This is a genomic window from Cryobacterium sp. M25 (assembly GCF_002929635.1).
GTDB classification, from domain to species: domain Bacteria; phylum Actinomycetota; class Actinomycetes; order Actinomycetales; family Microbacteriaceae; genus Cryobacterium; species Cryobacterium sandaracinum.
Map to the genome: position 1 here is coordinate 1 of NZ_PJJU01000049.1, position 23,888 is coordinate 23,888.

Here is a 23,888-nt window from a genome sequence, read left to right on the forward strand (position 1 = left end):
AGCCCCGGCCCCGGCCCCAGCCCCACCTCCAGCCCCAGTACCACCAGCCCCGGCCGCGGTCCGGTCCAGCCAGACTCCAGTCAGCCCGACCGCGGCGGCTCCGATCGCGTCCGTGCGCAGCCGGTCGCCCACGTAAACGGTCTGCTCCGGCTCCGACTCGAACACCATGCAGGCATGCCGGAAGATGCGAGGATCCGGCTTGGCGAAGCCCAGGCTGCCGGATGCGATCACGTGCTCCACCCGCACGTCGAGCCCGGTGTCCGCCAGTTTGTGCCCCTGAGGCGTCGACTCACCGTTGGTGATCAGCCCGATCCGCACGCCCGGAAAGGCGACGGCCAGCGCGTCGAGGCAGGGGAGCGCATCGGTGTGGAGGCGCCAGCTCGCCCGATAGTGCAGAAAATACGCGTCGAACCAGCTCGTCGCAGCCGGCCCGGTCAGGGTCAGGCCGTGCGCCGCCGCGAAGTCGCGGGCCCGCTCCCGGCGCTGCCCGGCGAAGTCCAGACTGCCGGCGAGGTAGGCGTGGTAATGCCGCTCTTCCAGGTCGTCCCAGAGCGCCAGCGCCGTGCCGGGGTCGGCGTCGGTGAAGGTGCCGCCCAGAGAGCCGAGGTAGGCGCGGATGCCGTCGGCCACGGCACCGCGATGGGCGAACAGGGTGTCATCGAGGTCGAACAGAACGACCGCGGGCGCGGACATCCGCTACCCGACGACGACGTCGACGACCATGACGACCATGACGACCATGACGACCATGACGAACATGACGACGACGACGACCATGACGACGACGACGGCCATGACGACGACGTCGACGGGCCGGCCCCGCCCCATCGGCAGCGAGCTCACCACAATCGCCACCACCGCCCTAGCGCCGCGGTAGCAGACCGACGCGGTCGTAGGCGCGCGCCAGCGTCTCGTTGGCCACCGTCGCCGCCCGGTCCGCGTTGAGGGCGAGGAGTCGGTCGAGTTCGGCCGGGTCGTCGAGCAGCTCGAGAACGCGCGCCCGGATCGGCCCGAACGTGCCCGTGACCACCTCGGCGAGACCTTTCTTCAGGTCGCCGTAGCCGCGGCCGGCGTACTCGTCCTCGATCGAACCCACCGAGCGTTCCGCGAGCACCGAGTAGATCGTCAGCAGGTTGGCCACGCCCGGCTTGTTCTCGCGGTCGAAGACCACGCCGCCCTCGGCATCCGTGACCGCGCGCATGATCTTCTTATTCGTCACCGCCGGCTCGTCGAGCAGCCAGATCACGCCCGCGTGCGACTCGGCCGACTTCGACATCTTCGACGTCGGGTTCTGCAGGTCGTAGATCTTGGCGGTCTCCGTGACGATGGCGACCTCCGGCACCGTGAACGTCTGCCCGAACCGGGCGTTGAAGCGCGCCGCGAGGTCGCGGGTCAGTTCAACGTGCTGACGCTGGTCTTCGCCGACCGGCACGATCTCGGTGTCGTACAGCAGAATGTCCGCGGCCATCAGCATCGGGTAGGCGAACAGTCCCACGGTGGTCGCGTCCGATCCCTGCCGGGCGGATTTGTCCTTGAACTGGGTCATCCGGCTGGCCTCGCCGAAACCGGTGATCGTGTTCAGCACCCAAGCCAGCTGGGCGTGCGCGGCGACATGCGACTGCACGTACAGTGTCGACGCCGACGGGTCGATGCCGCTCGCGATGTATTGGGCGGCGGTGCGGCGGGTGTTCTCCCGCAGCTTCACCGGGTCCTGCGCCACGGTCAGGGCGTGCAGGTCGACGATGGAGAAGTACGCGTCGTGGGTCTGCTGCAGCGCCTTCCAGTTCAGGAGGGCGCCGATGTAATTGCCGATCTGCAGGGAATCGGCGCTCGGCTGCATGCCCGAGTAGAGGCGGGGCTTGTCCATGGGATCAGATCTTTTCGTAGCGTGTGGCCGCCGGCCGGGCCGAAGGCGCGAGTTGGAGGGGAGGTCAGATGGTGTAGTCGACGACCACGGGGGTGTGGTCGGACCAGCGCTGGTCGTAGGCGGCCGCGCGGTCGACGACGTAGCCGGTGACGGATGCCGCGAGCGCCGATGTGGCCAGCTGGTAGTCGATCCGCCAGCCGGTGTCGTTGTCGAACGCCTGGCCGCGCCACGACCACCAGGTGAACGGCCCGTCCACTTCGCCGGCCCACCGGCGCCCCACGTCGATCCAGCCGAGTCCGGCCCCGGCGTTGTAGTCCGGGGCGTCTTCGGCGCCGACGATGCGGTCGAAGTAGGCGCGCTCCTCGGGCAGGAACCCGGCGTGCTTCACGTTTCCGCGCCAATTCTTGATGTCGAGCGTGCGGTGCCCGACGTTCAGGTCACCGAGCACGACGGCCCGGTCGCTGTGCGCGGCGAGCTCGGGCAGTCGTTCGAGCATGGCGTCGAGGAACCTGTACTTCTCGACCTGCTTCGGGGTACCTACCTCGCCGGAGTGCACATAGGTGCTCACGACGGTGATCAATTTGCCGTTGACCTCGTAGTCGGCTTCGAGCCAGCGGCCGGCGCTGTCGAATTCGGCGGCGCCGAGCTCGACCCGGTGGATGGCCGCGGTCGATCGGCTGGCCAGGGCCACCCCGGCCCGGCCCTTCGCGGTGGCGGCGTCGTGCAGGATGCTCCATTCCGGCCCGAGCAGACCCTCGAGGTCCTCGGTCGAGGCACGCACCTCCTGAAGGGCGAGGATGTCCACGTCGCGTTCGGACAGCCAGCCGCCCATTCCCTTGCGGAAGGCGGCGCGCACGCCGTTCACGTTCACGCTCGCGATCCGCAGGCGCTCGCCGGCGAAAGCCGCGGACACAGCGGAATCGGCGGAGGCGGCGGAGGAAGCAGGGTCGGACGCGGCCGGGGTGGAAGCGGCAGTCGAGGCGGCAGTCGAGGCGGAAGGCATTCCCCGATTCTACTTTGGCTCAGGCCGAGGGGCCGTCGTTCGTCAGCTCAGCGGCTCGCTTCTCGGCGGCGCGCAGGCGACGCGCGGTGAGCAGCCGCTGGGGCCAGGCCGCGGTGTCGTGTGCGAGGCGGGCCTCCCGAAGCTCGGCCTGCACCACCACGCGGAACGCCTCCCCCTCCTGCCGGCGCTTCTCGGTGGCAACCTCGTCCGCGCTGATCCGTCGCGGTGAGAACCCGGCGTCGTCCATGCCGACGGCGATCCAGGATGCCGCGAGCAGTGTCAGGGTGCTGGTCAGGTTAAACCAGATCAGGAGTCCGATGATCACCGCGAATGCGGCGAGCAGCGGGTTGCGGCCGGCGCCGGCGAGCAGCGTGCTGCCGAGGACCTTGAGGACACCGAGGCCCACCGCGCCCAGGATGGAGCCGGTGATGAGCTGGCGAACGGGGATCCGCACCCGCGACAGCACCCGGAACAGTGCGGCGAGGGTGATCGTGTCGATCAGGAGCACGAGGAGCAGGCCGACCGCTCGGGCGGCGCCGTTGAACCAGAACGAATCCCGGGACACCCCGAAAAGCCCGAACAGGGCCCCGAGCGCCTCGGTGCTCGCGATCGAGATCAACGCCGACACCACGAGCACGACCGCGAACAGCACTCCGAGGCCCAGCTCCCGCAGCTTGACGAGGAGGATGAAGGTCTTGTCGGGCGGCATCCGGAAGATCGTGCGCACTGCCTGCGCCGTTGTCGAGAGCCAGCCGAGCACGGTCGCGAGCAGGCCGACCAGTGCGATGACGCCCGACCAGCCGAGGACCCTGGCGTCGGCGAGGACGCTCGGGTCGATCACGCCTTCCTCGCCGATCAGCCCGGGCACGGACTGGTTGATGAAGGAGTAGAGCGTCAGCTCGAGGTCGGGATTGGACGTGATCCACAGCCCCGCGATGGAGAAGGTCAGCCAGAGGGCCGCGAACGTCGCGAAGATGGCCTGGTAGGACATGCCGCCGGCCAGGATGCCGCCGCCGCTTTCACCGAACCGGGTGAAGACCCGCACCGGGCGCGAGCGCATCACCCGCGCGATGAGTGTCTTGGTCCGGTCGATCGCCGTGGGAGTGTTCACCCGCTCAGCCTAAGCGGCAGCCGGGCAGCGGAGAAAGCGAAAGGCCGGTCTCGCCACGACGAAACGTCGTGACAAGACCGGCCCCAGGGTTCGGACCGGCTACACTATGCCGCGCAGCATGGCCTGCTTGACCTCGGAGATGGCCTGCGTGACCTGGATCCCGCGGGGGCACGCCTCGGTGCAGTTGAAGGTCGTGCGGCAGCGCCACACGCCTTCCTTGTCGTTCAGGATGTCGAGGCGCACGGCGGCGTTGTCGTCGCGCGAGTCAAAGATGAAGCGGTGCGCGTTGACGATCGCGGCCGGACCGAAGTACTGTCCGTCGGTCCAGAACACCGGGCAGCTCGACGTGCACGCGGCGCAGAGGATGCACTTCGTCGTGTCATCGAAGCGTTCGCGCTGGGCGACGGTCTGGATGCGCTCCTTGCCGTCGGTGGGGGCGTTGTTCGCCACCAGGAACGGCTGCACGGCACGGAACGATTCGAAGAACGGCTCCATGTCCACGATCAGGTCCTTCTCCAGCGGCAGGCCCTTGATCGCCTCCACGTATACCGGCTTGGTGATGTCGAGGTCCTTGATCAGGGTCTTGCAGGCCAGGCGGTTGCGGCCGTTGATGCGCATGGCGTCCGAGCCGCAGATGCCGTGCGCACAGGAGCGGCGGAAGCTCAGTGAGCCGTCCTGCTCCCACTTGATCTTGTGCAGAGCGTCGAGCACGCGGTCCGTCGGGTACATCTGTACGTCGAAGTCGTCCCAGTGCGGTTCGTCGTCGACCTCCGGGTTGTACCGGCGGATGATCAGGGTCACGGTGAAGGACTGGATTTCCTCCGGCACGACCGGGGCACTCGCAGTTGTCGGTGCGGTTGTCGGTGCGGTTGCGGTTGCGGTACTCAACTCAGTACTTCCTTTCCATCGGCTGGTAGCGCGTGATGGTGACCGGCTTCCAGTCGAGCGCAATGTGGTCGGCGGCGTCGGCGGAGAGCGGGTCTCCGGTCAGGTAGGCCATGGTGTGCACGAGGTAGTTGGCGTCGTCGCGCAGGGGGAAGTCGTCGCGCATGTGCCCGCCGCGGCTTTCCTTGCGGTTGCGTGCGGAGTACACGACGACCTCGGCCAGGTCGAGCAGAAAGCCGAGTTCGACGGCCTCGAGAAGGTCGGTGTTGAACCGGCGGCCCTTGTCCTGCACGCCGATGTTCTTGTACCGCTCGCGCAGGCCGTGGATCACGTTGGTGACGTCGGAGAGCGACTCGTCGGTGCGGAATACCTGCGCCTTGGCGTCCATCGTCTCCTGCAGCTCCTTGCGGAGCACCGCGATGCGCTCGGTTCCCGTCGAGGTGCGGATTCCTTCCAGCAGCTCCCGCACACCCCGGGCCGGGTCGGTCGGCAGCGGCGTGAACTCGGCTGTTTTGACGTAGGCGACGGCGTTGTTGCCGGCGCGCTTGCCGAAGACGTTGATGTCGAGCAACGAGTTGGTGCCGAGGCGGTTGGAGCCGTGCACGGACACGCAGGCGCATTCGCCGGCCGCGTAGAGGCCGGGCACGACGGTCGTATTGTTGCGCAGCACCTCCGCGTTCACGTTGGTGGGGATGCCGCCCATCGCGTAGTGCGCGGTGGGCATGACCGGCACCGGTTCGGTGACCGGGTCGACGCCCAGGTAGGTGCGGGCGAACTCGGTGATGTCGGGCAGCTTGGTCTCGAGCACCTCGGCACCGAGGTGGGTGCAGTCGAGGTACAGGTAGTCCTTGTTGGGACCGGCACCGCGGCCTTCCGCGACCTCCTTGACCATGCAACGGGCGATGATGTCCCGCGGGGCGAGGTCCTTGATGGTGGGCGCGTAGCGCTCCATGAACCGTTCACCGGCCGCGTTGCGGAGGATGGCGCCCTCGCCGCGCGCGCCCTCGGTGAGCAGGATGCCCAGGCCCGCCAGTCCGGTCGGGTGGAACTGGAAGAACTCCATATCCTCGAGCGGCAGGCCCTTGCGCCACACGATGCCCACGCCGTCGCCGGTGAGGGTGTGCGCGTTGGAGGTGGTCTTGTAGATCTTGCCGAACCCGCCGGTGGCGAAGATGAACGCCTTCGCCTGGAAGACGTGCAGTTCGCCGGTGGACAGGTCGTAGGCGACGACGGCCGAGGGCTGGTCGACCCCGTCGACCGGTGTCATGACCAGGTCGAGCACGTAGTACTCGTTGAAGAAGTTGATGCCGCGTTTGACGCAGTTCTGGTAGAGCGTCTGCAGGATCATGTGGCCGGTGCGGTCGGCGGCGTAGCAGGCCCGCCGTACCGGCGCCTTGCCGTGGTCGCTGGTGTGGCCGCCGAACCGGCGCTGGTCGATCTTGCCCTCCGGCGTTCGGTTGAAGGGCAGGCCCATGTTCTCGAGGTCGATGACCGCGTCGATGGCTTCCTTGGCGAGGATCTCGGCCGCGTCCTGGTCCACCAGGTAGTCGCCGCCCTTGACCGTGTCGAAGGTGTGCCATTCCCAGTTGTCTTCTTCGACGTTGGCGAGGGCCGCGGCCATCCCGCCCTGCGCCGCACCCGTGTGCGAACGCGTCGGGTACAGCTTGGAGATCACGGCCGTGCTGGCGCCGGAGCCGGCTTCGATGGCGGCACGCATACCGGCACCGCCGGCTCCCACGATGACGATGTCGAACTGGTGGTAGTGCACACCGTCGACGACGGTGGACTCTGAGGGCGCGGTTGAAGCATCCGTAGTCATATGGGTTTTAGCAGCTCCTAGATGGCCGAGCAAAACGAGGGAAGAAGATCGGCGGGCGAACCGGCCGGGCAAGGGTCGAACGTGAAGACCACGAGCGTGCCGAGCACGATCAGGATCACGACGGCCGCCAGGATGGCGGACTTCAGGATGCCGCGTGTCAGACGCTGCGTGGCGTAGTCGTTGACCAGCGTGCGCATGCCGTTGCCGCCGTGGATCAGGGCGAGCCAGAGCATGAGAACGTCCCAGACCATCCAGAACGGGGTGGTCAGCTTGCCGGCGACGAAAGCGAAGTTGAGGGCGCTGACGCCCTCGCCGACCATCAGGTTGACGAAGAGGTGTCCGAAGATGAGCACGACCAGCACGACGCCGGAGACGCGCATGTAGATCCAGCCCCACTTCTCCCAGTTCACGCCGCGGGAGCGCGGCGCGCGGGAGTAGGGGCTGCGGGGAGCTTCGATTGTGGATGTCATGGCTCTCCCCGTTCTAGTGGCTGAACACGTTGATCAGGTGGCGCGGCACGAAGGCGAGCATCGTTACCACCCACAAGGCGACCACAACGTAGAACATGGCCTTCTGGTACTTGGCGTTCCAGAAGTCGATCAGGATGATCCGAATCCCGTTGAAGGCGTGGAACACGATGGCCCCGACGAGCGCGGTTTCGCCGAGGCCCATGATCGGCGTCTGATAGCTGCTGATGACCGCGTTGTAAGCCTCCGGGCTGACGCGCACCAGCGCGGTGTCCAAGATGTGAACCAGCAAGAAGAAGAAGATCGCAACACCCGTAATGCGGTGGAGGACCCACGACCACATGCCCTCACGGCCCCGATACAGGGTGCCGGCGGGGCGACGTGATGTCGTCTTCTGCTGGGATGTCAGTGTCGCTGCCTGCTCTGGCATGACCAACCCTCCCTGGCTGTGTAGCGGCCTCGACGAAGCAGGCCGACAATGCGCCGTGCGCACATGATTCAATTATAAGTGTCTCTGTGCCGAGATAAAACGCGAATGTCCGGCTAGCGCTGCATTGACAGCGGAACCGCAACCATGGCGCGAACGGCGGCTCGTTCGTCGACGACCTGCTCGTAATGCGCCAGCAGCGCGCCGCAAACGTTTTCCCAGGATCGACCGAGCACGCTCCGGCGTCCCGCCTCGCCCATCCGCCGCCGCAGCGCAGGGTCCAGGACCAGCCGGGCGACGCAGCGGCGCAGGTCTCTCTCGTCGTCCGGAATGAAGAGGAAGCCGTTTTCGCCGTGGCTGACCAGGTCGATCGGGCCGCCGGCCCGCGGTGCGACGACCGGCAGCCCGGCGGCGTGCGCCTCCTGCAGGGTCTGGCCGAAGGTCTCCTCGGTGCCCGCGTGCAGGAACAGGTCGAAGCTCGCGTAAGCCCGGGCGAGATCCGCCCCGTCCAGGCGGCCGAGCCAGGTCACCGGTATCCCGGCGAGCTCCCGCTCGAGCGCCGGCCGCGACGGGCCGTCGCCGACGAGGGCGAGACGGATGCCGGGCAGCCCGCGCAGGGCCCGGAACCTCTCCACCTGCTTCTCCGGTGCCAGGCGGCCGACGTAGCCCACGACGACCTCCCCGTTCGGGGCCAGCCGGCTCCGCAGCGCCGACGCCTCCGGGTCGGATCTCCGGTTGGGGTGGTAGCCGACCAGGTCGACGCCGCGGGTCCAGTGCGCTAGCCGCCGCAGGCCGATGCGGCGCAGGTCCGCCATCGACGCGGAGGAGGGAGCCAGGGTGAGGTCGGCTCCCTCGTGCACCCACTTGACGAAACGCCAGACGGACTGCGCGGCCGGGCCGAGCCGGTTGCGGCGGGCGTAGCCGGCGACATCCGTCTGGAAAACGGCGACGCTGGGAACGTCCTGCCGGTTCGCGGCCGCGATGCCCTGGGCGCCGAGCAGGAACGGCGACGCCGCGTGCAGCACGTCCGGGGCGAAATCGGCCAGCAGCCGGTGCACCTGCGGGCTGGGCATTCCCACCGGGAACTGCCGGTAGCGTGCCGCGGGAACACCGTGCACGGGGAACCCGGCGTACTCGGCCGGGGCGCCGGCCGGGGCGATGACCATCGCGTCGTGGCCCGTGCGGGAAAGATGCTCGAGCACCTTGCACACGCTCGTGGTGACTCCGCTGACCGTGGGCAGAAAACTTTCGGTGATGAGTGCAACCCTCATGAGGGTGACCCTAGGCACGCCCTCCGGCGGGCAGGTGAACGCACCGTGAACGGCGTGGACCGGGCGGTAGTCTGGCCGAATGCTGCCTTCCACGGAACCACTCGATCGTTTCTACAGCGTGATTCCCGCCGGTGGGATCGGATCCCGGCTGTGGCCGCTGTCCCGCGCCGACGCCCCCAAATTCCTGCACGACCTGACCGGCTCCGGCCAGACCCTGCTCCGGGCCACCTGGGATCGCCTCGCACCTCTGTCGGGCGAGCAGCGCATCATGGTGGTCACCGGCCGCGCGCACCGCGCCGCCGTCGAGGAGCAGCTCCCCGAGCTCGCCGACCTGAACGTGGTGCTCGAAAGCGAGCCGCGCGAGTCCACCGCCGCCATCGGCCTGGCCGCGGCGATTCTGGAGAAGCGCGAACCGGGCGTCATCATCGGCTCCTTCGCCGCCGACCACGTGATAAAGGGACACCACCTGTTCCGCCAGGCGGTCGCCGAGGCCGTGCGCGCCGCCGACGCCGGCTACATCGCCACCATCGGCATCCAGCCCACGGAGCCGGCCGTCGGCTTCGGCTATATCAAGACCGCCGGCGCGCTGCACATTGCAGGAGCTGCCAGCGCCCTGTCGGTGGACTCCTTCGTGGAGAAGCCCGACCTTGCCACCGCCCAGGACTACCTGGCCAACGGCACCTATTTCTGGAACGCCGGCATGTTCATCGCCCGCGCCGACCGCCTGCTCGAAGAGATCGGGGCGTCCGAGCCCGAACTTCTCGCCGGGCTGCTTGAACTGGCCGAGGCCTGGGATACCCCGCGCCGCGGCGCCGTGGTCGACCGCGTCTGGCCCCGTTTGAAGAAGATCGCGATCGACTACTCGGTCGCCGAACCGGCGGCCGCCCGCGGCAAGCTCGCCGTGATCCCCGGCCAGTTCGACTGGGACGACGTGGGTGACTTCGCATCGATCGCGAAAATCCACGCCAACGGCCGCAAGCGCGATCTCGCCATCCTCGGCGACGGTGCCCGGGTGCTTGCCGACTCCTCGAGCGGGATCGTGGTCAGCCACACCGGGCGCATGATCGCCCTGATCGGCGTCGAGGACATCGTCGTGGTCGACACCCCGGACGCCCTCCTCATCACCACCAGCGCCAACGCGCAGAAGGTCAAGGCCGTCGTCGACGCGCTGAAGCTGTCCGGCAGCAACGACGTGCTCTAATCGGCATTAAACCCCCCGATCGGGGGCATTTTCGGGCCCGATTCGGCCGGGGCGTCCGGCAGGCCCGCCGCGGACCAGTATCGCGTCTTGATAACCTTTCGCCCACGGGCCCGTTTTGCTCCTCTGAGCAGAGAATCATTCGATAGCGTGTAACTCAATACAGCCCCTTGCGAACCCGCGTCGGGCGACCATTGGAGCTCATTTTGACAATCATGAAACGACGGGTCGCATTCAGCGGCCTTGCCACGCTGGGCGTCGTGGCCCTTCTCGCAGCCTGTGCGCCGGCGCCGACCGATGAGGGAACCGCTGGTGGCGGTGCCGAATCCGACTACCTGCCCTGCATCGTCTCCGACTTCGGCGGCTTCGACGACAAGTCCTTCAACCAGTCCAGCTTCGAGGGCATCACCAAGGCCTCCGACGAGCTCGGCATCGAATTCCAGCAGGCCGAGTCCAAGTCGGAAGACCAGTACGGCCCGAACGTCTCGAGCATGGTCGACCAGGGTTGCGACTTCGTCCTCACCGTCGGTTTCGCCCTCTCCAACGCCACCCGCGATGCCGCCCAGGCCGCGCCCGACACCAACTTCGCGCTGATCGACTCCGCGCTCTCCAATGACGACTTCAGCCCGCTGACGCTCGACAACGTGAAGCCGGTGCTGTACGACACGGCGCAGGCCGCGTTCCTGGCCGGCTACCTGGCCGCGGGCACCACCAAGACCGGAGTCGTCGGCACCTACGGCGGACTCCAGTTCCCGTCGGTCACCATCTTCATGGACGGCTTTGTCGACGGCGTCGCGTACCACAACGAGAAGAAGGGCACCGACGTCACCGTCAGCGGCTGGGACAAGGCCACCCAGACCGGCCTGTTCGCCGGTGGCTTCGACGACATCAACCAGGGCAAGGCGCTCAGCACCACCCTGATCGACGCCGGCGCTGACATCATCCTCCCGGTTGCCGGACCGCTCTTCCAGGGCACCGCGCAGGCCATTCAGGACTCCGGCAAGGACGTCGCCATCATCGGTGTCGACAGCGACCTGTTCGAGACCACGCCCGAGTTCGCTTCGCTGTACCTCACCTCGGTGCTCAAGCAGATGACGGATGCCACCGAGCAGATCATCCTCGACGACGCTGAGGGCGACTTCTCGTCCACCCCCTACGTCGGCACGCTCGAGAACGAGGGCGTCGACATCGCCCCGCTCCACGACTGGGAGTCCAAGGTCGACCCCGCGGTCATGACCGAGATCGAGGCCATCAAGGCCGACATCATCAGCGGCGCTCTCAAGGTTGAGTCGCCCGCGACCCCGAAGTAGCACCGAAACAGCACTCAGACGCAGTCGGGGAGGCACGCATCTTGCGTGCCTCCCCTCCTGCGTCAGTGGGCGGATGTCGTCGGCCGGGATGCCTGCACACCCAAGCGAACGGCGCCACCCCGCCAACATATGAGCAAGAGTGTCAACTTTCGCTCACCACTGAATAGAATCGACGACATGAAGCTCGAACTTCGAGGCATTACGAAGCGATTCGGTGCCCTGGTCGCGAATGACCACATTGACCTCACCGTCGAGGCCGGAGAAATCCACGCACTGCTCGGCGAAAACGGCGCGGGGAAATCCACCCTGATGAACGTGCTCTACGGCCTGTACCGGGCCGAGGAGGGCGATATCCTCCTCGACGACGTGGTGCAGCACTTCAGCGGCCCCGGCGACGCCATGGCCGCCGGCATCGGCATGGTGCACCAGCACTTCATGCTCATCCCGGTGTTCACCGTCGCCGAGAACGTCATGCTCGGGCATGAGGAGACCAAGGCCGGCGGTCGCCTCGACCTGCCCGCGGCCCGCAAGCACGTGCGCGAGATCTCCCGGCGGTTCGGGTTCGACGTCGACCCGGATGCGCTCGTCGAAGACCTCCCCGTCGGCGTGCAGCAGCGGGTCGAGATCATCAAGGCGCTCTCGCGCGACGCGAAGGTGCTCGTCTTCGACGAGCCCACCGCCGTGCTCACGCCGCAGGAGACCGACGAGCTGATGGTCATCATGCGCCAGCTCAAGGCGAGCGGTACCTCCATCGTGTTCATCACCCACAAGCTGCGCGAGGTGCGCGAAGTCGCCGACCGGATCACCGTCATCCGTCTGGGCAAGGTCGTCGGCGAGGCGTCCCCGACCGCGAGCAACGTCGAGCTGGCCACCCAGATGGTCGGCCGTGCGGTCGACCTCACCGTGGACAAGTCCCCGGCACTGCCCGGTGAGGTGGTTCTGTCGGTGAAGAACCTCACCGTGCTGGGCCCGCACGGCCAGATCCTGGTCAACAACGTCAGCTTCGAGGTGCACAAGGGCGAGATCCTGGCCATCGCCGGGGTGCAGGGAAACGGCCAGACCGAACTCACCGAGGCGATGATGGGGCTCCAATCGCGGGTCTCCGGGGAGATCACCCTCGACGGCAAGTCGCTGCGCGGGCATTCGGTGCGCCAGGTACTCGACGCCGGAGTCGGATTCGTGCCGGAAGACCGCAACGAAGACGGACTGGTCGGTGAGTTCACCATCGCCGAGAACCTCATGCTCGACCGCTCGAACGCGCTCCCCTTCGTCAAACGGTGGAACGTGCAGCGGGCCTTCCTCGCCGCGTTCGCCGAAAAAAAAGTCACAGAGTTCGACGTGCGCGCCCAGGGCATCGAGACCCCGGTCGGCAAGCTCTCCGGCGGCAACCAGCAGAAGGTCGTGCTCGCCCGCGAGCTCGGCCGCGATCTGCGCCTCTTCGTCGCAGCCCAGCCCACCCGCGGGCTCGACGTCGGCTCGGTGGAGTTCGTCCACGAACGCATCGTGGCCACCCGGGATGCCGGCACACCCGTGATCGTCATCTCGACGGAGCTCGACGAGGTGGCAGCCCTCGCGGACCGGATCATGGTCATGTACCGCGGTCGCATCGTCGGCATCGTTCCCGGTGACACGCCGCGCGCCGTACTCGGTTTGATGATGGCCGGCGAAACGCCCGCCGGAGAAGGAGCTGCCGCGTGAGCGCGACACAGGGTCCCACGACCGAGTCAGGAACGCCGTCAAGCCCGGCCCCCGAACAGCCGTCCCGCTGGAACCAGGCGTTTCGCGAGATCACCACCGGCAACGCGATCATCTCCGTGCTCGCCGTCGTGCTCGCGCTCTTCGTCGGCGGCATCATGATCGCCTTCACCAACGAGGGCGTTCAGGAAGCCGCAGGCTACTTCTTCTCCCGGCCCGGCGACCTGCTGCGGGAAGTCTGGTATTCCGTGTCCGGCGCCTACTCGGCCCTGTTTCAGGGGTCGGTCTACAACTTCCGTCGACCGAGCTTCGCCGCCGGCATCAAGCCGCTCACCGAGACGCTCACCTTCGCGACCCCGCTGATCATGGCGGGGCTCGGCGTGGCGCTGGGCTTCCGGGTGGGCATGTTCAACATCGGTGGCCGCGGCCAGATGCTGATCGCCGCCGCCCTCGGCGGCTGGGTCGGTTTCGCCGTTGACCTGCCCTACGGCCTGCACATGGTCGCGGCCCTCGTGGCCGGCGTGCTCGGCGGCGCCCTCTGGGGTGGGATCGTGGGTCTGCTCAAGGCCCGCACCGGCGCCCATGAGGTGATCACCACGATCATGCTCAACTACGTCGCGTTCTACCTGGTCAGCTACCTGCTGCGCGAGGGCTTCCTGAAGACCCCCGGATCGAACAACCCGAAGAGCCCGGCGACGAAGGTCACCGCGGTCTTCCCCGACCTTCTCGGCTCGACGTACTCGCTGCACTTCGGCTTCATCCTGGCCATCGCCGCCACGGTTTTCACCTGGTGGCTGCTGTCCCGGTCGAACCTGGGCTTCCAGTTCCGGGCCGTGGGACTGAACCCCCACGCGGCGCGCGTCGCCGGCATCAGCGTCAAGCGCATCTACGTCTACGCGATGCTGTTCTCGGGCGGACTGATCGGCCTGGCCGGCATCAACCAGGTGCTCGGCACCACGACCAGCGGTTTCGGCGCCGGACTGGACTCCGGCATCGGCTTCGATGCGATCACGGTCGCGCTGCTGGGCCGTTCCAAGCCCTGGGGTGTGTTCGCCGCGGGCATCCTGTTCGGCGCGTTCAAGGCCGGCGGTTTCTCGATGCAGGCGGCCGAGGGTGTGCCGATCGACATCGTGCTCGTCGTGCAGTCACTGATCGTGCTTTTCATCGCGGCTCCGCCCCTCGTGCGGGCCATCTTCCGACTGCCGGCCCCGGGCTCCGCGCCCCGCCGGGCACTGCCCAACGTTTCCCAGGAGGTGGCTGCACAGTGAGCACCGTTGCCCCGGCCGTCCAGCCCATTTCGTCCACCGCCGACGATCGCCCCGAATTCAAAATCGTGAAGAGTTGGAAGTCGCCCATCGCCCTGGCGATCTTCACCGTCGTCGCCCTCGCGCTCTTCGTGGCCTTCGGCCGCGAGGGCGTCAGCACCATGCGGCTCTCCACCTCGAGCGACCTGATCCAGCTTCCCGATCTCCTGCTGCCCACGCGGCTGACCGGCATCGTCATCAGTGTGCTGCTGCTTTTGATCACGGGCGTGAGCGTGTGGCTGGTGCAGTCCCGGCGTCAGGTGCCGATCTGGCTTATCTCCGTCTACGCGGTCCTCTTCCTGATCGGATTCCTGGTCTGGGCCGCCGCCGGCGAGTCCATCCCGGTGCCCGGGCTGCTGTTCGGTTCGCTCAGCCTGGCCGTACCGCTGATCTTCGGTGCACTCGGCGGTGTCATCTCCGAACGGGTCGGCGTGGTCAACATCGCCATCGAGGGGCAACTGCTCGCCGGGGCGTTCACCTCGGCCATGGTGGCGTCCCTGACCAACCAGCCCATCCTCGGCCTCGTCGCGGCCATGTTCGCCGGCGTTCTCGTTTCGATGGTGCTCGCCTCGTTCTCGATCAAGTACTTCGTCGACCAGGTCATCGTCGGTGTCGTGCTCAACGTTCTCGTGATCGGCGTCACCGGTTTCCTTTACTCCCAGGTGATGGCGCCAAACGCGGCCCTGCTCAACCAGCCGCCTCGATTCGAGCGGATCAACATCCCGCTGATCAGCGAGATCCCGATCATCGGACCGGTCTTGTTCCGGCAGACCCTGATCGTCTACATCATGTATGTGGCCGTCGCCTTGGTGTACTACGGCATCTTCCACACCCGGTGGGGCCTGCGCCTCCGCAGCGTGGGCGAGCACCCCCAGGCGGCAGACACCGTCGGCATCAACGTCGGCCGCACCCGGTTCTGGAACGTGTCGCTCGCCGGCGCGATCGTCGGCCTCGGCGGCGCCTACTTCACCCTCGGTTCGGTGGGCGCTTTCGGCAAGGAGATGACCGCCGGAGCCGGCTTCATCGCGCTGGCCGCCGTGATCTTCGGCCGTTGGGATCCGATCCGGGCCACGCTGGCCGCCCTCCTGTTCGGGTTCGCGAGCAACTTGCAGAACGTGCTCAGTGTCATCGGTTCGCCGGTGCCGAGCGAGTTCATGCTCATGCTGCCGTACCTGATCACCATCGCCGCCGTTGCCGGGTTCGTTGGAACGTCGCGGGGACCGGCGGCATCCGGCAAGCCCTACATCAAATCGTGACCGGCGTGAGCCACAGCGCCTCGCCAGCGGCCGGCGACATCGACTGGGCGGCGCTGCGGGAGGCCGCGACGACGGCGATGGCCCAGGCCTATGTGCCGTACTCGAAGTTCCCGGTCGGCGCCGCAGCGCAGGTCACCGACGGTCGTGTGATCAGCGGATGCAACGTGGAGAACGCCTCCTACGGGCTCACCCTCTGCGCCGAATGCGCCCTCGTCTCCGTGCTGCACCTGACCGGGGGAGGCCACCTCGTCGCGTTCACCTGCGTCGACGGCAACGGCCGAACGCTGATGCCCTGCGGCCGCTGCCGCCAGCTGTTGTACGAACATTCCGCGCCCGGCATGCTGCTGGAGACGGTGTCGGGTGTGCGCACCATCGATGAAGTGCTGCCGGACGCCTTCGGGCCGAGGCAGCTCGCCGAATATCAGGAAGAGTAGCTGTGAGCACCAACGAGAACCGTATCGAGGCCTTCGACGCCGTGGACCTCATCCATACCAAGCGTGATCGGGGCGAGCTCAGCACGCCGCAGATCGACTGGCTGATCGACGCGTACACGCGCGGTTACGTCGGCGACGAGCAGATGGCCGCTATGACCATGGCGATCTTCCTGAACGGCATGAACCGCCGGGAGATCAAGGATCTCACCATGGCGATGCTGAGCAGCGGCGAGCGGATGAGCTTCGCCGGACTCGGCAAACCGACCACCGACAAGCACTCCACCGGCGGCGTCGGCGACAAGATCACCCTGCCGCTGATGCCACTCGTGGCGGTCTTCGGTGCGGCCGTGCCGCAGCTGTCCGGCCGCGGCCTCGGCCACACCGGCGGCACCCTCGACAAGCTCGAATCCATCCCCGGCTGGCGTGCGCACCTCACCAACGAGGAGATGTTCGCGCAGCTGCAGGAATTCGGCGGCGTGATCTGCGCCGCCGGCGGCGGTCTGGCCCCGGCCGACGGCAAGCTCTACGCGCTGCGCGACATCACCGGCACCGTCGAGGCGATCCCGCTGATCGCGTCGTCGATCATGTCGAAGAAGATCGCGGAGGGCACCGGCGCCCTCGTCCTGGACGTGAAGTTCGGGTCGGGCGCGTTCCTGAAAGACATCGAACGGTCCCGGGAGCTCGCCCGCACCATGGTCGCCCTCGGCGAGGACGCCGGCGTGGCGACATCCGCTCTGCTCACCAACATGAACGTGCCGCTCGGGCTCGCGATCGGAAACGCCAACGAGGTGCGTGAATCGGTCGAGGTTCTCGCCGGCGGCGGGCCGGCGGATGTCGTCGAGCTCACCGTGGCCCTGGCCCGGGAGATGCTCGCTCTGGTGGGCATCACCGACGTCGACGTGGAATCCGCCCTCACCGACGGGCGCGCCATGGACAAGTGGCGCGACGTGATCCGTGCCCAGGGCGGCGATCCCGACGCCCCGCTGCCCGTGGCCCGCGAGACCCACGTCGTCACCGCCCTGCGCGACGGTGTTCTCGTCGAGCAGCAGGCGCTGCCGTTCGGCATCGGCGCCTGGCGCCTCGGCGCCGGCCGCGCCCGCAAGCAGGATCCGGTGCAGCACGCCGCCGGCATCGACCTGCACGCCAAGCCTGGCGATACCGTGCGCGCCGGCCAGCCCCTGTTCACCCTCAGCGCCGACGAACCCGAGCGCTTCGCGCGGGCCCTGGAGGCCGTGGACGGCGCATATCGCATCGGCGACCCCGGCGAGCCCGTGCAGGACGGCGGCCCGCTGATCGCCGAGCGCATCGGCCGCTGAACCGCCCGGCCGGTCTCGGCCCGTGCATCTGAACGGATGTGCGGGCCGGCTCGGCCAGCAGTGTGACTCTCAGCACCCAGCCGGTAGATTAGGGGGGTGAACACGAGCCCTGAGGACTACCTGCTGCCCGGTGCCGGCACGAGCATCAACGCACTGCCGAAGATCTCCCTGCACGACCACCTCGACGGCGGCCTGCGCCCGCAGACCATCATCGAGCTGGCCGACGCGGTCGGGCTGGCGCTGCCGGCGACGGATGCCCGATCGCTCGGCTTCTGGTTCAGCACCCAGGCCGACTCCGGCACCCTGGTCGACTACCTGAAGACTTTCGACGTCACCGTCGGCGTGATGCAGACCCGCGAGGCCCTGGTGCGCGTGGCCCGCGAATTCGTGGAGGACCTCGCCGCCGACGGCGTGATCTACGGGGAGATCCGCTGGGCCCCCGAGCAGCACCTGGCCCGCGGCCTCACCCTCGACCAGAGCGTCGAGGCGGTGCAGGAGGGCATCGAGGCCGGCATCGCGCTGGTCGCGGGTGCCGGGTCCCGCATTCGGATCGGCCAGCTGATCACGGCCATGAGGCATGCCGAGCGCAGCCTGGAGATCGCGGAACTCGCCGTGCGGCATCGTTCCAACGGGGTTGTCGGCTTCGACATCGCCGGGGCCGAACTGGGGTTCCCGGCCCACCACCACCGGGACGCGTTCGACTTCCTCGCGAAGGCCTTCCTGCCCGTCACCGTGCATGCGGGCGAGGCTGACGGGTTGGAGAGCATCCGCGGTGCGCTCTACGACGGCCGGGCATTGCGCCTGGGCCACGGCGTGCGTCTGGCCGAGGAAATCGTGATCGGGCGCGAAGACGCGGAGAACACCTACGTCACGCTCGGCCCGGTGGCGCAGTGGGTGCGCGACCGCGACATCGCCCTCGAGCTCAGCCCGTCGTCCAACCTGCAGACCGGCGCAATCGCCGCGTGGGGCGCGGACCTGCTCGACCACCCCTTCGACCTGCTCTACCAGCTGGGCTTCCGGGTCACGGTCAACACCGACAACCGCCTGATGAGCAGCACCACCCTGACCCAGGAACTCGCGCTGCTCAGCGATGCGTTCGGCTACGACATCGACGACCTCGAGGTCTTCCAGCTCAACGCGGCGCAGGCCGCGTTCCTCCCGCTCGACGAACGCGAAGAGCTGGCGGACGCCATCGTCGCCGGTTTCGAAAGCGCCTGAGCGACTCGCGAAAGCCGACCCCCTACCCCGTGAAAGTTCCCATGCCCCTTCCGCCCCTGCCCCTCGAAGCCATCGCGATCGGCGTCCACGTCGACGATTGGCGCGGCGCGGTGGCCGCCGCCGGTGGTGCCCTCGAGCGCTCCGGCGCCACCGCCCCCGAATACACGAAGCGCATGATCGCCGTCATCGAGGAATTCGGTGCCTACGTGGTCATCGCCCCCGGGCTGGCGCTCGCGCACGCCCGACCCGGACCCGATGTGCACACCGAGGGCCTCAGCATCGTGACCCTGGCCGACCCGGTCGCGTTCGGACATCCGCACAACGACCCGGTCAGCGTGGTGCTCGGGCTCGCCGTCACCAGCTCCGACGAGCACGTGCTGCTCGTGGCCGAGCTGGCCAACGTCTTCAACGACGCGCACGTCATCCCCTCGCTCGCCGCGGCCACGGACGCCGACGCCATCCGCGCCCTGCTCGGCGTGCCGACCGCAACCGAGGAGCCCTCATGAAGATCGTCGCACTCTGCGGGGTGGGAGTGGGAACCTCCGCCATCCTCAAAATCAACGCCGAGCGCGCGCTCAAACGCCTCGACATCGAAGCTTTCGTCACGGCCACCGACATCGCCGGGGTGAGCACGGTCGGGGCGGATGCCCAGGTCATCCTTACCTCGTCGGAGCTGGTCGACGCCATCGGCAAGACCAATGCCGATATCGTCGTGATCGACAACTACTTCGATGTGGACGAGCTCACCGCCAAGCTGGAGACCGCCCTGGGCTGACGCCCTCGCGGCGGTGCGCTGCAGCTGCGCCGTTGCGCGCGAGGCACGCCACCCGCGCAGCGGCGCAACACCCGCGCGCCGTGCGAACGGATGCTGCACCGCGTTTCGCGGGGCTACGCGATCAGCTCGCGCATACCCCGGTCGAGCTCCGCGAGGGTTGCCTCCGCGGCGGCCCGGCGTTCGGCGACCGTGCCGACGGAACTGCTGGTGTCGAGGTAGACCTTGAGCTTGGGCTCGGTGCCGCTCGGGCGCACCATGACGCGGGAGCCGTCGGCCAGCCGGATGCGCAGCACGTCGCTGGGCGGCAGGCCGTTGAAGCCCCCGGAGAGGTCGTCGATGTGGTCGACGGCGATGCTGCCGACGAAGACCGGGGGTGTCTCGCGCAGCCGCGCCATGACCTGCTCGATCTCGGTCAGGTCGGTGACGCGCACCGAGATCTGGCCGGAGGCGAAGTGGCCGAAGCGTTCGCTGAAACGGTCGAGGTGCTGGGCGAGGGTGACGCCCTCCGCCTTCAGATTGCTGACCAGGGAGAGCAGCGCCACGGCGGCGGAGATGCCGTCTTTGTCGCGCACGGTTTCGGGGTTCACGAGGTAGCCGAGGGCCTCCTCGAAGCCGAAGATCAGGTCGGGCGCGCGCGACACCCACTTGAAGCCGGTGAGGGTGTCGGTGAACCGCAGCCCGTAAGCCTTCGCCACGGCCTCCAGCGCCGGGGTGGAGACGATGGAGCACGCGAGGGTGCCGGTGGCGCCGCCGTCACCGGTGACGCTCGCGGCCAGTTCCGCGGCTCGCCAGCCGAGGATCGCCCCGACCTCGTTGCCGCTGAGGCGCCGGTACCCGTCGGGGGACCCCTCTTGCGGGATGGCGATCGCAAGGCGGTCGGCGTCGGGGTCGTTGGCGATGATCAGCTCGGCGCCGGTCTCACGGGCCGTCTCATAGGCGAGGTCCATCGCGCCGGGTTCTTCTGGGTTGGGGAAGGAGACCGTGGGGAAGGCGGCATCCGGGGCGATCTGGGCGTCGACGAGCGTGGGCAGGTCGAAGCCGGCGGCTTCAAACACCCGGCGGGTGGTGTCCCAGCCGACGCCGTGCAGGGCCGTGTAAACCGTGTTGACCTGCGCGAGGGGCCGGCGGGCAAGACCTGCCGTCGCGTCGATGTAGGCCTGCACGATCGACTCGGGCGCCGTCTCGTAGGATGCCCGGGGCAGGTCGGGAACCCGTTCCTCCGCGGCGACGCGCAGGATCTCGGCCGCGATCGCGGCGTCGTCGGGCGAAACGATCTGGGAGCCTTGGTTGGCGCCGCCCAGGTAGACCTTGTAGCCGTTGTCGTTGGGCGGGTTGTGCGAGGCGGTGACCATGATGCCCGCGCCGACGTCGAGGTGGCGCACAGCGAACGCGAGCACGGGGGTCGGTAGCAAGCGGGGGAGCAGGATGGCGCGTACCCCGGCACCGGCCATGATCGCGGCCGAGTCAGTGGCGAAGACCTGCGAGTTCTTGCGCCCGTCATAGCCGATGACGACCGAGGGGACCCGGCCCGGGACGGCGTTCTTCGTCAGGAACGCGGCGAGGCCGGCGGCTGCCTGGCAGACGAGTACGCGGTTCATCCGGTTGGAGCCGGCGGCGATGGCGCCGCGCAGACCCGCCGTGCCGAAGGCGAGGCGTTCGTCGAAGCGGGCGTGCAGCTCCGCGAGTGCGACGGCGTCGCCGTCGCCGGCCCCGCGCAGCAGGAGGCGCAGCTCGGCCTGGGTCTCGGGATCGGGGTCCTGGCTGAGCCAGGCATTGGCCACGGCGATCACGGTCGGCGTGGCAGCCGCGGCCGGAGCGGAGTCGGTGCCGGTCTCGCTGCCGCTCACGGCATCCGTGCTGGTGCTGGTGTCTGTGTCGTCGTCGGCGCCGATGGTGTTGATGACCATCGTGTCGGGCAGGACTGTTTCGGTGGCGCCGGTGCCGGTGGCGGCGTCGGCACCGGCAGCGGACGCGGGAGCAGCGTCGGCGGCGGAATGCCGGCCGGTGATCTGCGGGTCGGTGTTGTCGAGGCTCACAGTGCGGCCACGATCCGGGCGAGGAGCGCGCTGATGACGGGCTCGGCGAGCTTTCCGGCCTCGAGCACCTCCGAGTGGCTGAGCGGGTCCTGCTGGATTCCGGCCGCGAGGTTGGTGATCAGCGACAGACCGAGGATCTCCATGCCCGACTGGCGGGCGGCGATCGCCTCGAGGGCGGTCGACATGCCGACGATGTGGCCGCCGATGACCTTGGCCATCTGCACCTCGGCCGGCGTCTCGTAGTGCGGGCCGCGGAACTGGCAGTACACGCCCTCGTCGAGCGACGGGTCGATGGTGCGGGCCAGGTCGCGCAGGCGGCGCGAGTAGAGGTCGGTCAGGTCGACGAACGTCGCGCCCTCGAGGGGCGAGTCGGCGGTGAGGTTGATGTGGTCGCTGATCAGCACGGGGGTGCCGGCTTTCCAGGTCTCCCGGATGCCGCCGGCACCGTTGGTGAGGATCATGGTCGTCGCGCCGGTGGCGGCGGCGGTGCGCACGCTGTGCACGACCCGGCGCACACCGTGGCCTTCGTAATAGTGCGTGCGGGCGCCGATGAGGAGGGCGCGCTTGCCGCTGGGCAGCAGCACCGAGCGCAGCGTGCCGGCGTGGCCGGCCAGGGCGGGTGCACTGAAACCGGTGATGTACTGCGCGTCGAGGGTGTGCGTGGTCTCGCCGATGAGATCGGCGGCCTTGCCCCATCCGCTGCCCAGGGTCAGGGCGATGTCGTGGCGGGCTACGCCCGTGGCTTCGGCGATTTCAGAAGCGGCGGTCCGTGCAACATCAAACGGATCGGTTTCTGGCGCGTCAAGCAAGTTATTGTCGGTCTTCAGCATCCCCCTACTCTAATTGCCCGCCGATTTCGGGACCGTTCCCTTGTTCAATTCGACGGAGATTTTGGGATTTCACGGCGAAAAAGGGGCCTGAACGTCAATTTTGGGCAGAATCTCCGTCGAATTGGTCCGTCGACGGGGGAGCGGAGCCCCGGGGTTTGGCGGCGGGCGCGCCGGGGCAGGAGAATATGAGCATGGCCTACGACTTCGAACGCAAGCAGCGCATCGCTATCCTCGGCGGAGGCCCCGGCGGGTACGAGGCCGCCCTGGCCGGCGCTCAGCAGGGCGCCGAGGTCACCCTGATCGAGCGTGTCGGCGTCGGCGGTTCGGCCGTGATCACGGACGTCGTCCCGTCCAAGTCCCTCATCGCGACGGCCGAGGCCACCAACTCGATCCACGACGCGACCGAGCTCGGCGTACAGCTGTTCGTGCGCGGCGAAAAGGGCAAGCCGGCCCGCCCCGAGGTGGCCATCAACCTCGCCGCGGTCAACAAGCGGCTCCTGGCCCTGGCCCGGCAGCAGTCCGAAGACATGAAGTCCACCCTGATGCGCGCCGGGGTCAACCTGGTGCACGGCCACGGCCGGCTGGACGGTACCAGCGGCGTGATCGTGTCCACGGCCGAAGACGGCTCCGGCACGGACTTCGACCGGATCGAGGCCGACACGATCGTCGTCTCCGTCGGGGCAACCCCGCGCATCCTGCCCACCGCGCTCCCCGACGGCGAGCGCATCCTCACCTGGACGCAGCTCTACAACCTGCGGGCCGTACCCGAACACCTCATCGTCGTGGGCTCCGGGGTGACCGGGGCCGAATTCGCCTCCGCCTACCGCGCCCTCGGTGCCAAGGTCACCCTGATTTCCAGCCGCGACCGCGTGCTGCCCGGTGAGGACGCCGACGCCGCGAACGTGGTCGAGAACGTATTCAAGCGCAACGGCATGGTCGTGCTCAGCAAGTCCCGCGCCGAGTCCGTCGTGCGCACGGTGGGTGGAGTGCTGGCCACGCTGGCCGACGGCCGAACCGTCGAGGGTAGCCACTGCCTGATCGCGGTCGGGTCCGTGCCGAACACGAAGGGCCTCGGCCTCGAGGAAGCCGACGTGCAGCTCACCGACTCCGGTCACATCCGGGTGAACCGGGTCGCGCGCACGTCGATGCCGAACATCTACGCGGCCGGGGACTGCACCACCGAGCTGCCGCTGGCATCCGTCGCCTCGATGATGGGCCGCACGGCCGTGTTCCACGCCATGGGCGACGCGGTCAACCCGATCGAGATTCGCAACGTCGCGGCCAACATCTTCACGCAGCCGGAGATCGCCACGGTCGGCTGGACCCAGAAGCAGATCGAGGACGGCCTCACCCGCGGCAGCATCTACAAGCTCCCGCTCGCTTCGAACCCTCGGGCCAAGATGATGGGCATCAAGGACGGCTTCGTGAAGCTGTTCGCCACCACCACCACCGGCACCGTCATCGGCGGCGTGATCGTGGCCCCTAAGGCCAGCGAACTGATCTTCCCGCTCGCCCTGGCCGTGGAGCACCGGCTCACCGTCGACGAGGTCGCACGAGCGTTCCCGGTCTACCCATCGCTGACGCATTCGATCACGGATGCCGCCCGCGCCATGCACATCGTGCTCTGACGCCTTCGAGAGACACCACAAACGAAAGAAAAGACAAC

23 protein-coding genes are annotated in these 23,888 nt (G+C 68.1%); 11 read left to right on the plus strand and 12 right to left on the minus strand.

Annotated elements, in window-relative coordinates:
- The 10 genes from CXY81_RS07130 to CXY81_RS07175 form a co-directional block, all read right to left on the minus strand.
- On the minus strand, nt 1-693 hold a 693-nt coding region (locus CXY81_RS07130; protein ID WP_104194454.1), incomplete at its 3' end, for an HAD family hydrolase.
- 3 nt (nt 694-696) lie between these two features.
- The gene (locus CXY81_RS16630) at nt 697-855 is read right to left on the minus strand and encodes a hypothetical protein (protein ID WP_199183009.1); all 159 of its coding nucleotides are present in this window, start codon (nt 853-855) and stop codon (nt 697-699) included.
- 7 nt (nt 856-862) lie between these two features.
- A complete protein-coding gene (gene trpS, locus CXY81_RS07140) occupies nt 863-1,867 on the minus strand; it encodes a tryptophan--tRNA ligase (RefSeq protein ID WP_104171369.1) in 1,005 nt (334 codons plus the stop codon).
- Nucleotides 1,868-1,931: 64 nt separating this feature from the next.
- Nucleotides 1,932-2,699: an exodeoxyribonuclease III gene (locus CXY81_RS07145; protein ID WP_233194047.1), complete on the minus strand. Its 768-nt coding sequence runs from the start codon at nt 2,697-2,699 to the stop codon at nt 1,932-1,934.
- A 190-nt stretch (nt 2,700-2,889) separates the two neighbouring features.
- Complete coding sequence (locus tag CXY81_RS07150; protein ID WP_104194424.1) at nt 2,890-3,981, minus strand: YihY/virulence factor BrkB family protein; 1,092 nt, start codon at nt 3,979-3,981, stop codon at nt 2,890-2,892.
- 99 nt (nt 3,982-4,080) lie between these two features.
- A complete protein-coding gene (locus tag CXY81_RS07155; protein ID WP_199183011.1) occupies nt 4,081-4,869 on the minus strand; it encodes a succinate dehydrogenase iron-sulfur subunit in 789 nt (262 codons plus the stop codon).
- 1 nt (nt 4,870) lies between these two features.
- Nucleotides 4,871-6,685 (minus strand): succinate dehydrogenase flavoprotein subunit, encoded by a 1,815-nt coding sequence (gene sdhA / locus CXY81_RS07160; RefSeq protein WP_104171372.1) that lies wholly within the window; start codon nt 6,683-6,685, stop codon nt 4,871-4,873.
- Nucleotides 6,686-6,702: 17 nt separating this feature from the next.
- Complete coding sequence (locus tag CXY81_RS07165; protein ID WP_104100347.1) at nt 6,703-7,155, minus strand: succinate dehydrogenase hydrophobic membrane anchor subunit; 453 nt, start codon at nt 7,153-7,155, stop codon at nt 6,703-6,705.
- 13 nt (nt 7,156-7,168) lie between these two features.
- On the minus strand, nt 7,169-7,582 hold the full coding sequence (gene sdhC, locus CXY81_RS07170; protein WP_104100346.1) for a succinate dehydrogenase, cytochrome b556 subunit: 414 nt from the start codon (nt 7,580-7,582) through the stop codon (nt 7,169-7,171).
- A 113-nt stretch (nt 7,583-7,695) separates the two neighbouring features.
- A complete protein-coding gene (locus CXY81_RS07175) occupies nt 7,696-8,850 on the minus strand; it encodes a glycosyltransferase family 1 protein (RefSeq protein ID WP_104171373.1) in 1,155 nt (384 codons plus the stop codon).
- Between the two features lie 79 nt (nt 8,851-8,929).
- On the opposite strand from CXY81_RS07175, the gene CXY81_RS07180 reads away from it, so the two are divergent.
- The 10 genes from CXY81_RS07180 (at nt 8,930) to CXY81_RS07225 (ending at nt 19,356) form a co-directional block, all read left to right on the plus strand.
- The gene (locus tag CXY81_RS07180; RefSeq protein ID WP_104171374.1) at nt 8,930-10,051 is read left to right on the plus strand and encodes a mannose-1-phosphate guanylyltransferase; all 1,122 of its coding nucleotides are present in this window, start codon (nt 8,930-8,932) and stop codon (nt 10,049-10,051) included.
- Between the two features lie 212 nt (nt 10,052-10,263).
- Nucleotides 10,264-11,358 carry a BMP family protein gene (locus tag CXY81_RS07185; protein WP_104100343.1) on the plus strand — a complete coding sequence of 365 codons (1,095 nt, stop codon included), beginning with the start codon at nt 10,264-10,266 and terminating at the stop codon, nt 11,356-11,358.
- 177 nt (nt 11,359-11,535) lie between these two features.
- Nucleotides 11,536-13,056 (plus strand): ABC transporter ATP-binding protein, encoded by a 1,521-nt coding sequence (locus CXY81_RS07190; protein WP_104171375.1) that lies wholly within the window; start codon nt 11,536-11,538, stop codon nt 13,054-13,056.
- Nucleotides 13,053-14,321 (plus strand): ABC transporter permease, encoded by a 1,269-nt coding sequence (locus CXY81_RS07195; protein ID WP_166784761.1) that lies wholly within the window; start codon nt 13,053-13,055, stop codon nt 14,319-14,321. The genes CXY81_RS07190 and CXY81_RS07195 overlap by 4 nt, the downstream gene beginning before the upstream one ends.
- On the plus strand, nt 14,318-15,613 hold the full coding sequence (locus CXY81_RS07200) for an ABC transporter permease (RefSeq protein WP_369828353.1): 1,296 nt from the start codon (nt 14,318-14,320) through the stop codon (nt 15,611-15,613). Before CXY81_RS07195 ends, CXY81_RS07200 begins: the two co-directional genes overlap by 4 nt.
- A 5-nt stretch (nt 15,614-15,618) precedes the next feature.
- Nucleotides 15,619-16,047: a cytidine deaminase gene (locus tag CXY81_RS07205; protein ID WP_255408686.1), complete on the plus strand. Its 429-nt coding sequence runs from the start codon at nt 15,619-15,621 to the stop codon at nt 16,045-16,047.
- Nucleotides 16,048-16,049: 2 nt separating this feature from the next.
- On the plus strand, nt 16,050-17,363 hold the full coding sequence (locus CXY81_RS07210) for a thymidine phosphorylase (protein WP_104194425.1): 1,314 nt from the start codon (nt 16,050-16,052) through the stop codon (nt 17,361-17,363).
- Nucleotides 17,364-17,459: 96 nt separating this feature from the next.
- On the plus strand, nt 17,460-18,581 hold the full coding sequence (locus tag CXY81_RS07215; protein ID WP_104194426.1) for an adenosine deaminase: 1,122 nt from the start codon (nt 17,460-17,462) through the stop codon (nt 18,579-18,581).
- A 41-nt stretch (nt 18,582-18,622) separates the two neighbouring features.
- A complete protein-coding gene (locus CXY81_RS07220) occupies nt 18,623-19,087 on the plus strand; it encodes a PTS sugar transporter subunit IIA (RefSeq protein WP_104171377.1) in 465 nt (154 codons plus the stop codon).
- Nucleotides 19,084-19,356, plus strand: coding sequence for a PTS sugar transporter subunit IIB (locus CXY81_RS07225; RefSeq protein ID WP_104100338.1), 273 nt, complete (start codon nt 19,084-19,086; stop codon nt 19,354-19,356). The genes CXY81_RS07220 and CXY81_RS07225 overlap by 4 nt, the downstream gene beginning before the upstream one ends.
- Nucleotides 19,357-19,469: 113 nt before the next feature.
- Here the strand turns inward: CXY81_RS07225 and CXY81_RS07230 are convergent, their stop codons facing one another.
- Together CXY81_RS07230 and CXY81_RS07235 are read right to left on the minus strand one after the other, a co-directional pair.
- A complete protein-coding gene (locus CXY81_RS07230) occupies nt 19,470-21,263 on the minus strand; it encodes a phospho-sugar mutase (protein ID WP_104194457.1) in 1,794 nt (597 codons plus the stop codon).
- 125 nt (nt 21,264-21,388) lie between these two features.
- Entirely contained in the window at nt 21,389-22,222 is an 834-nt protein-coding gene (locus CXY81_RS07235) for a purine-nucleoside phosphorylase (RefSeq protein ID WP_104100337.1), read from the minus strand.
- A gap of 191 nt (nt 22,223-22,413) precedes the next feature.
- On the opposite strand from CXY81_RS07235, the gene CXY81_RS07240 reads away from it, so the two are divergent.
- The gene (locus tag CXY81_RS07240; RefSeq protein ID WP_104194458.1) at nt 22,414-23,850 is read left to right on the plus strand and encodes an NAD(P)H-quinone dehydrogenase; all 1,437 of its coding nucleotides are present in this window, start codon (nt 22,414-22,416) and stop codon (nt 23,848-23,850) included.
- Nucleotides 23,851-23,888: the final 38 nt, after the last annotated feature.

Coding starts and splice junctions, on each gene's coding strand:
- CXY81_RS07240 (WP_104194458.1), top strand. CDS start 22,414: ATGGCCTACGACTTCGAACGCAAGCAGCGCATCGCTATCCTCGGCGGA.
- sdhA (WP_104171372.1), bottom strand. CDS start 6,685: ATGACTACGGATGCTTCAACCGCGCCCTCAGAGTCCACCGTCGTCGAC.
- CXY81_RS07220 (WP_104171377.1), top strand. CDS start 18,623: ATGCCCCTTCCGCCCCTGCCCCTCGAAGCCATCGCGATCGGCGTCCAC.
- sdhC (WP_104100346.1), bottom strand. CDS start 7,582: ATGCCAGAGCAGGCAGCGACACTGACATCCCAGCAGAAGACGACATCA.
- CXY81_RS07190 (WP_104171375.1), top strand. CDS start 11,536: ATGAAGCTCGAACTTCGAGGCATTACGAAGCGATTCGGTGCCCTGGTC.
- CXY81_RS07185 (WP_104100343.1), top strand. CDS start 10,264: ATGAAACGACGGGTCGCATTCAGCGGCCTTGCCACGCTGGGCGTCGTG.
- CXY81_RS07235 (WP_104100337.1), bottom strand. CDS start 22,222: ATGCTGAAGACCGACAATAACTTGCTTGACGCGCCAGAAACCGATCCG.
- CXY81_RS07180 (WP_104171374.1), top strand. CDS start 8,930: ATGCTGCCTTCCACGGAACCACTCGATCGTTTCTACAGCGTGATTCCC.
- CXY81_RS07230 (WP_104194457.1), bottom strand. CDS start 21,263: ATGGTCATCAACACCATCGGCGCCGACGACGACACAGACACCAGCACC.
- CXY81_RS07165 (WP_104100347.1), bottom strand. CDS start 7,155: ATGACATCCACAATCGAAGCTCCCCGCAGCCCCTACTCCCGCGCGCCG.
- trpS (WP_104171369.1), bottom strand. CDS start 1,867: ATGGACAAGCCCCGCCTCTACTCGGGCATGCAGCCGAGCGCCGATTCC.
- CXY81_RS07175 (WP_104171373.1), bottom strand. CDS start 8,850: ATGAGGGTTGCACTCATCACCGAAAGTTTTCTGCCCACGGTCAGCGGA.
- CXY81_RS07145 (WP_233194047.1), bottom strand. CDS start 2,699: ATGGGCGGCTGGCTGTCCGAACGCGACGTGGACATCCTCGCCCTTCAG.
- CXY81_RS07225 (WP_104100338.1), top strand. CDS start 19,084: ATGAAGATCGTCGCACTCTGCGGGGTGGGAGTGGGAACCTCCGCCATC.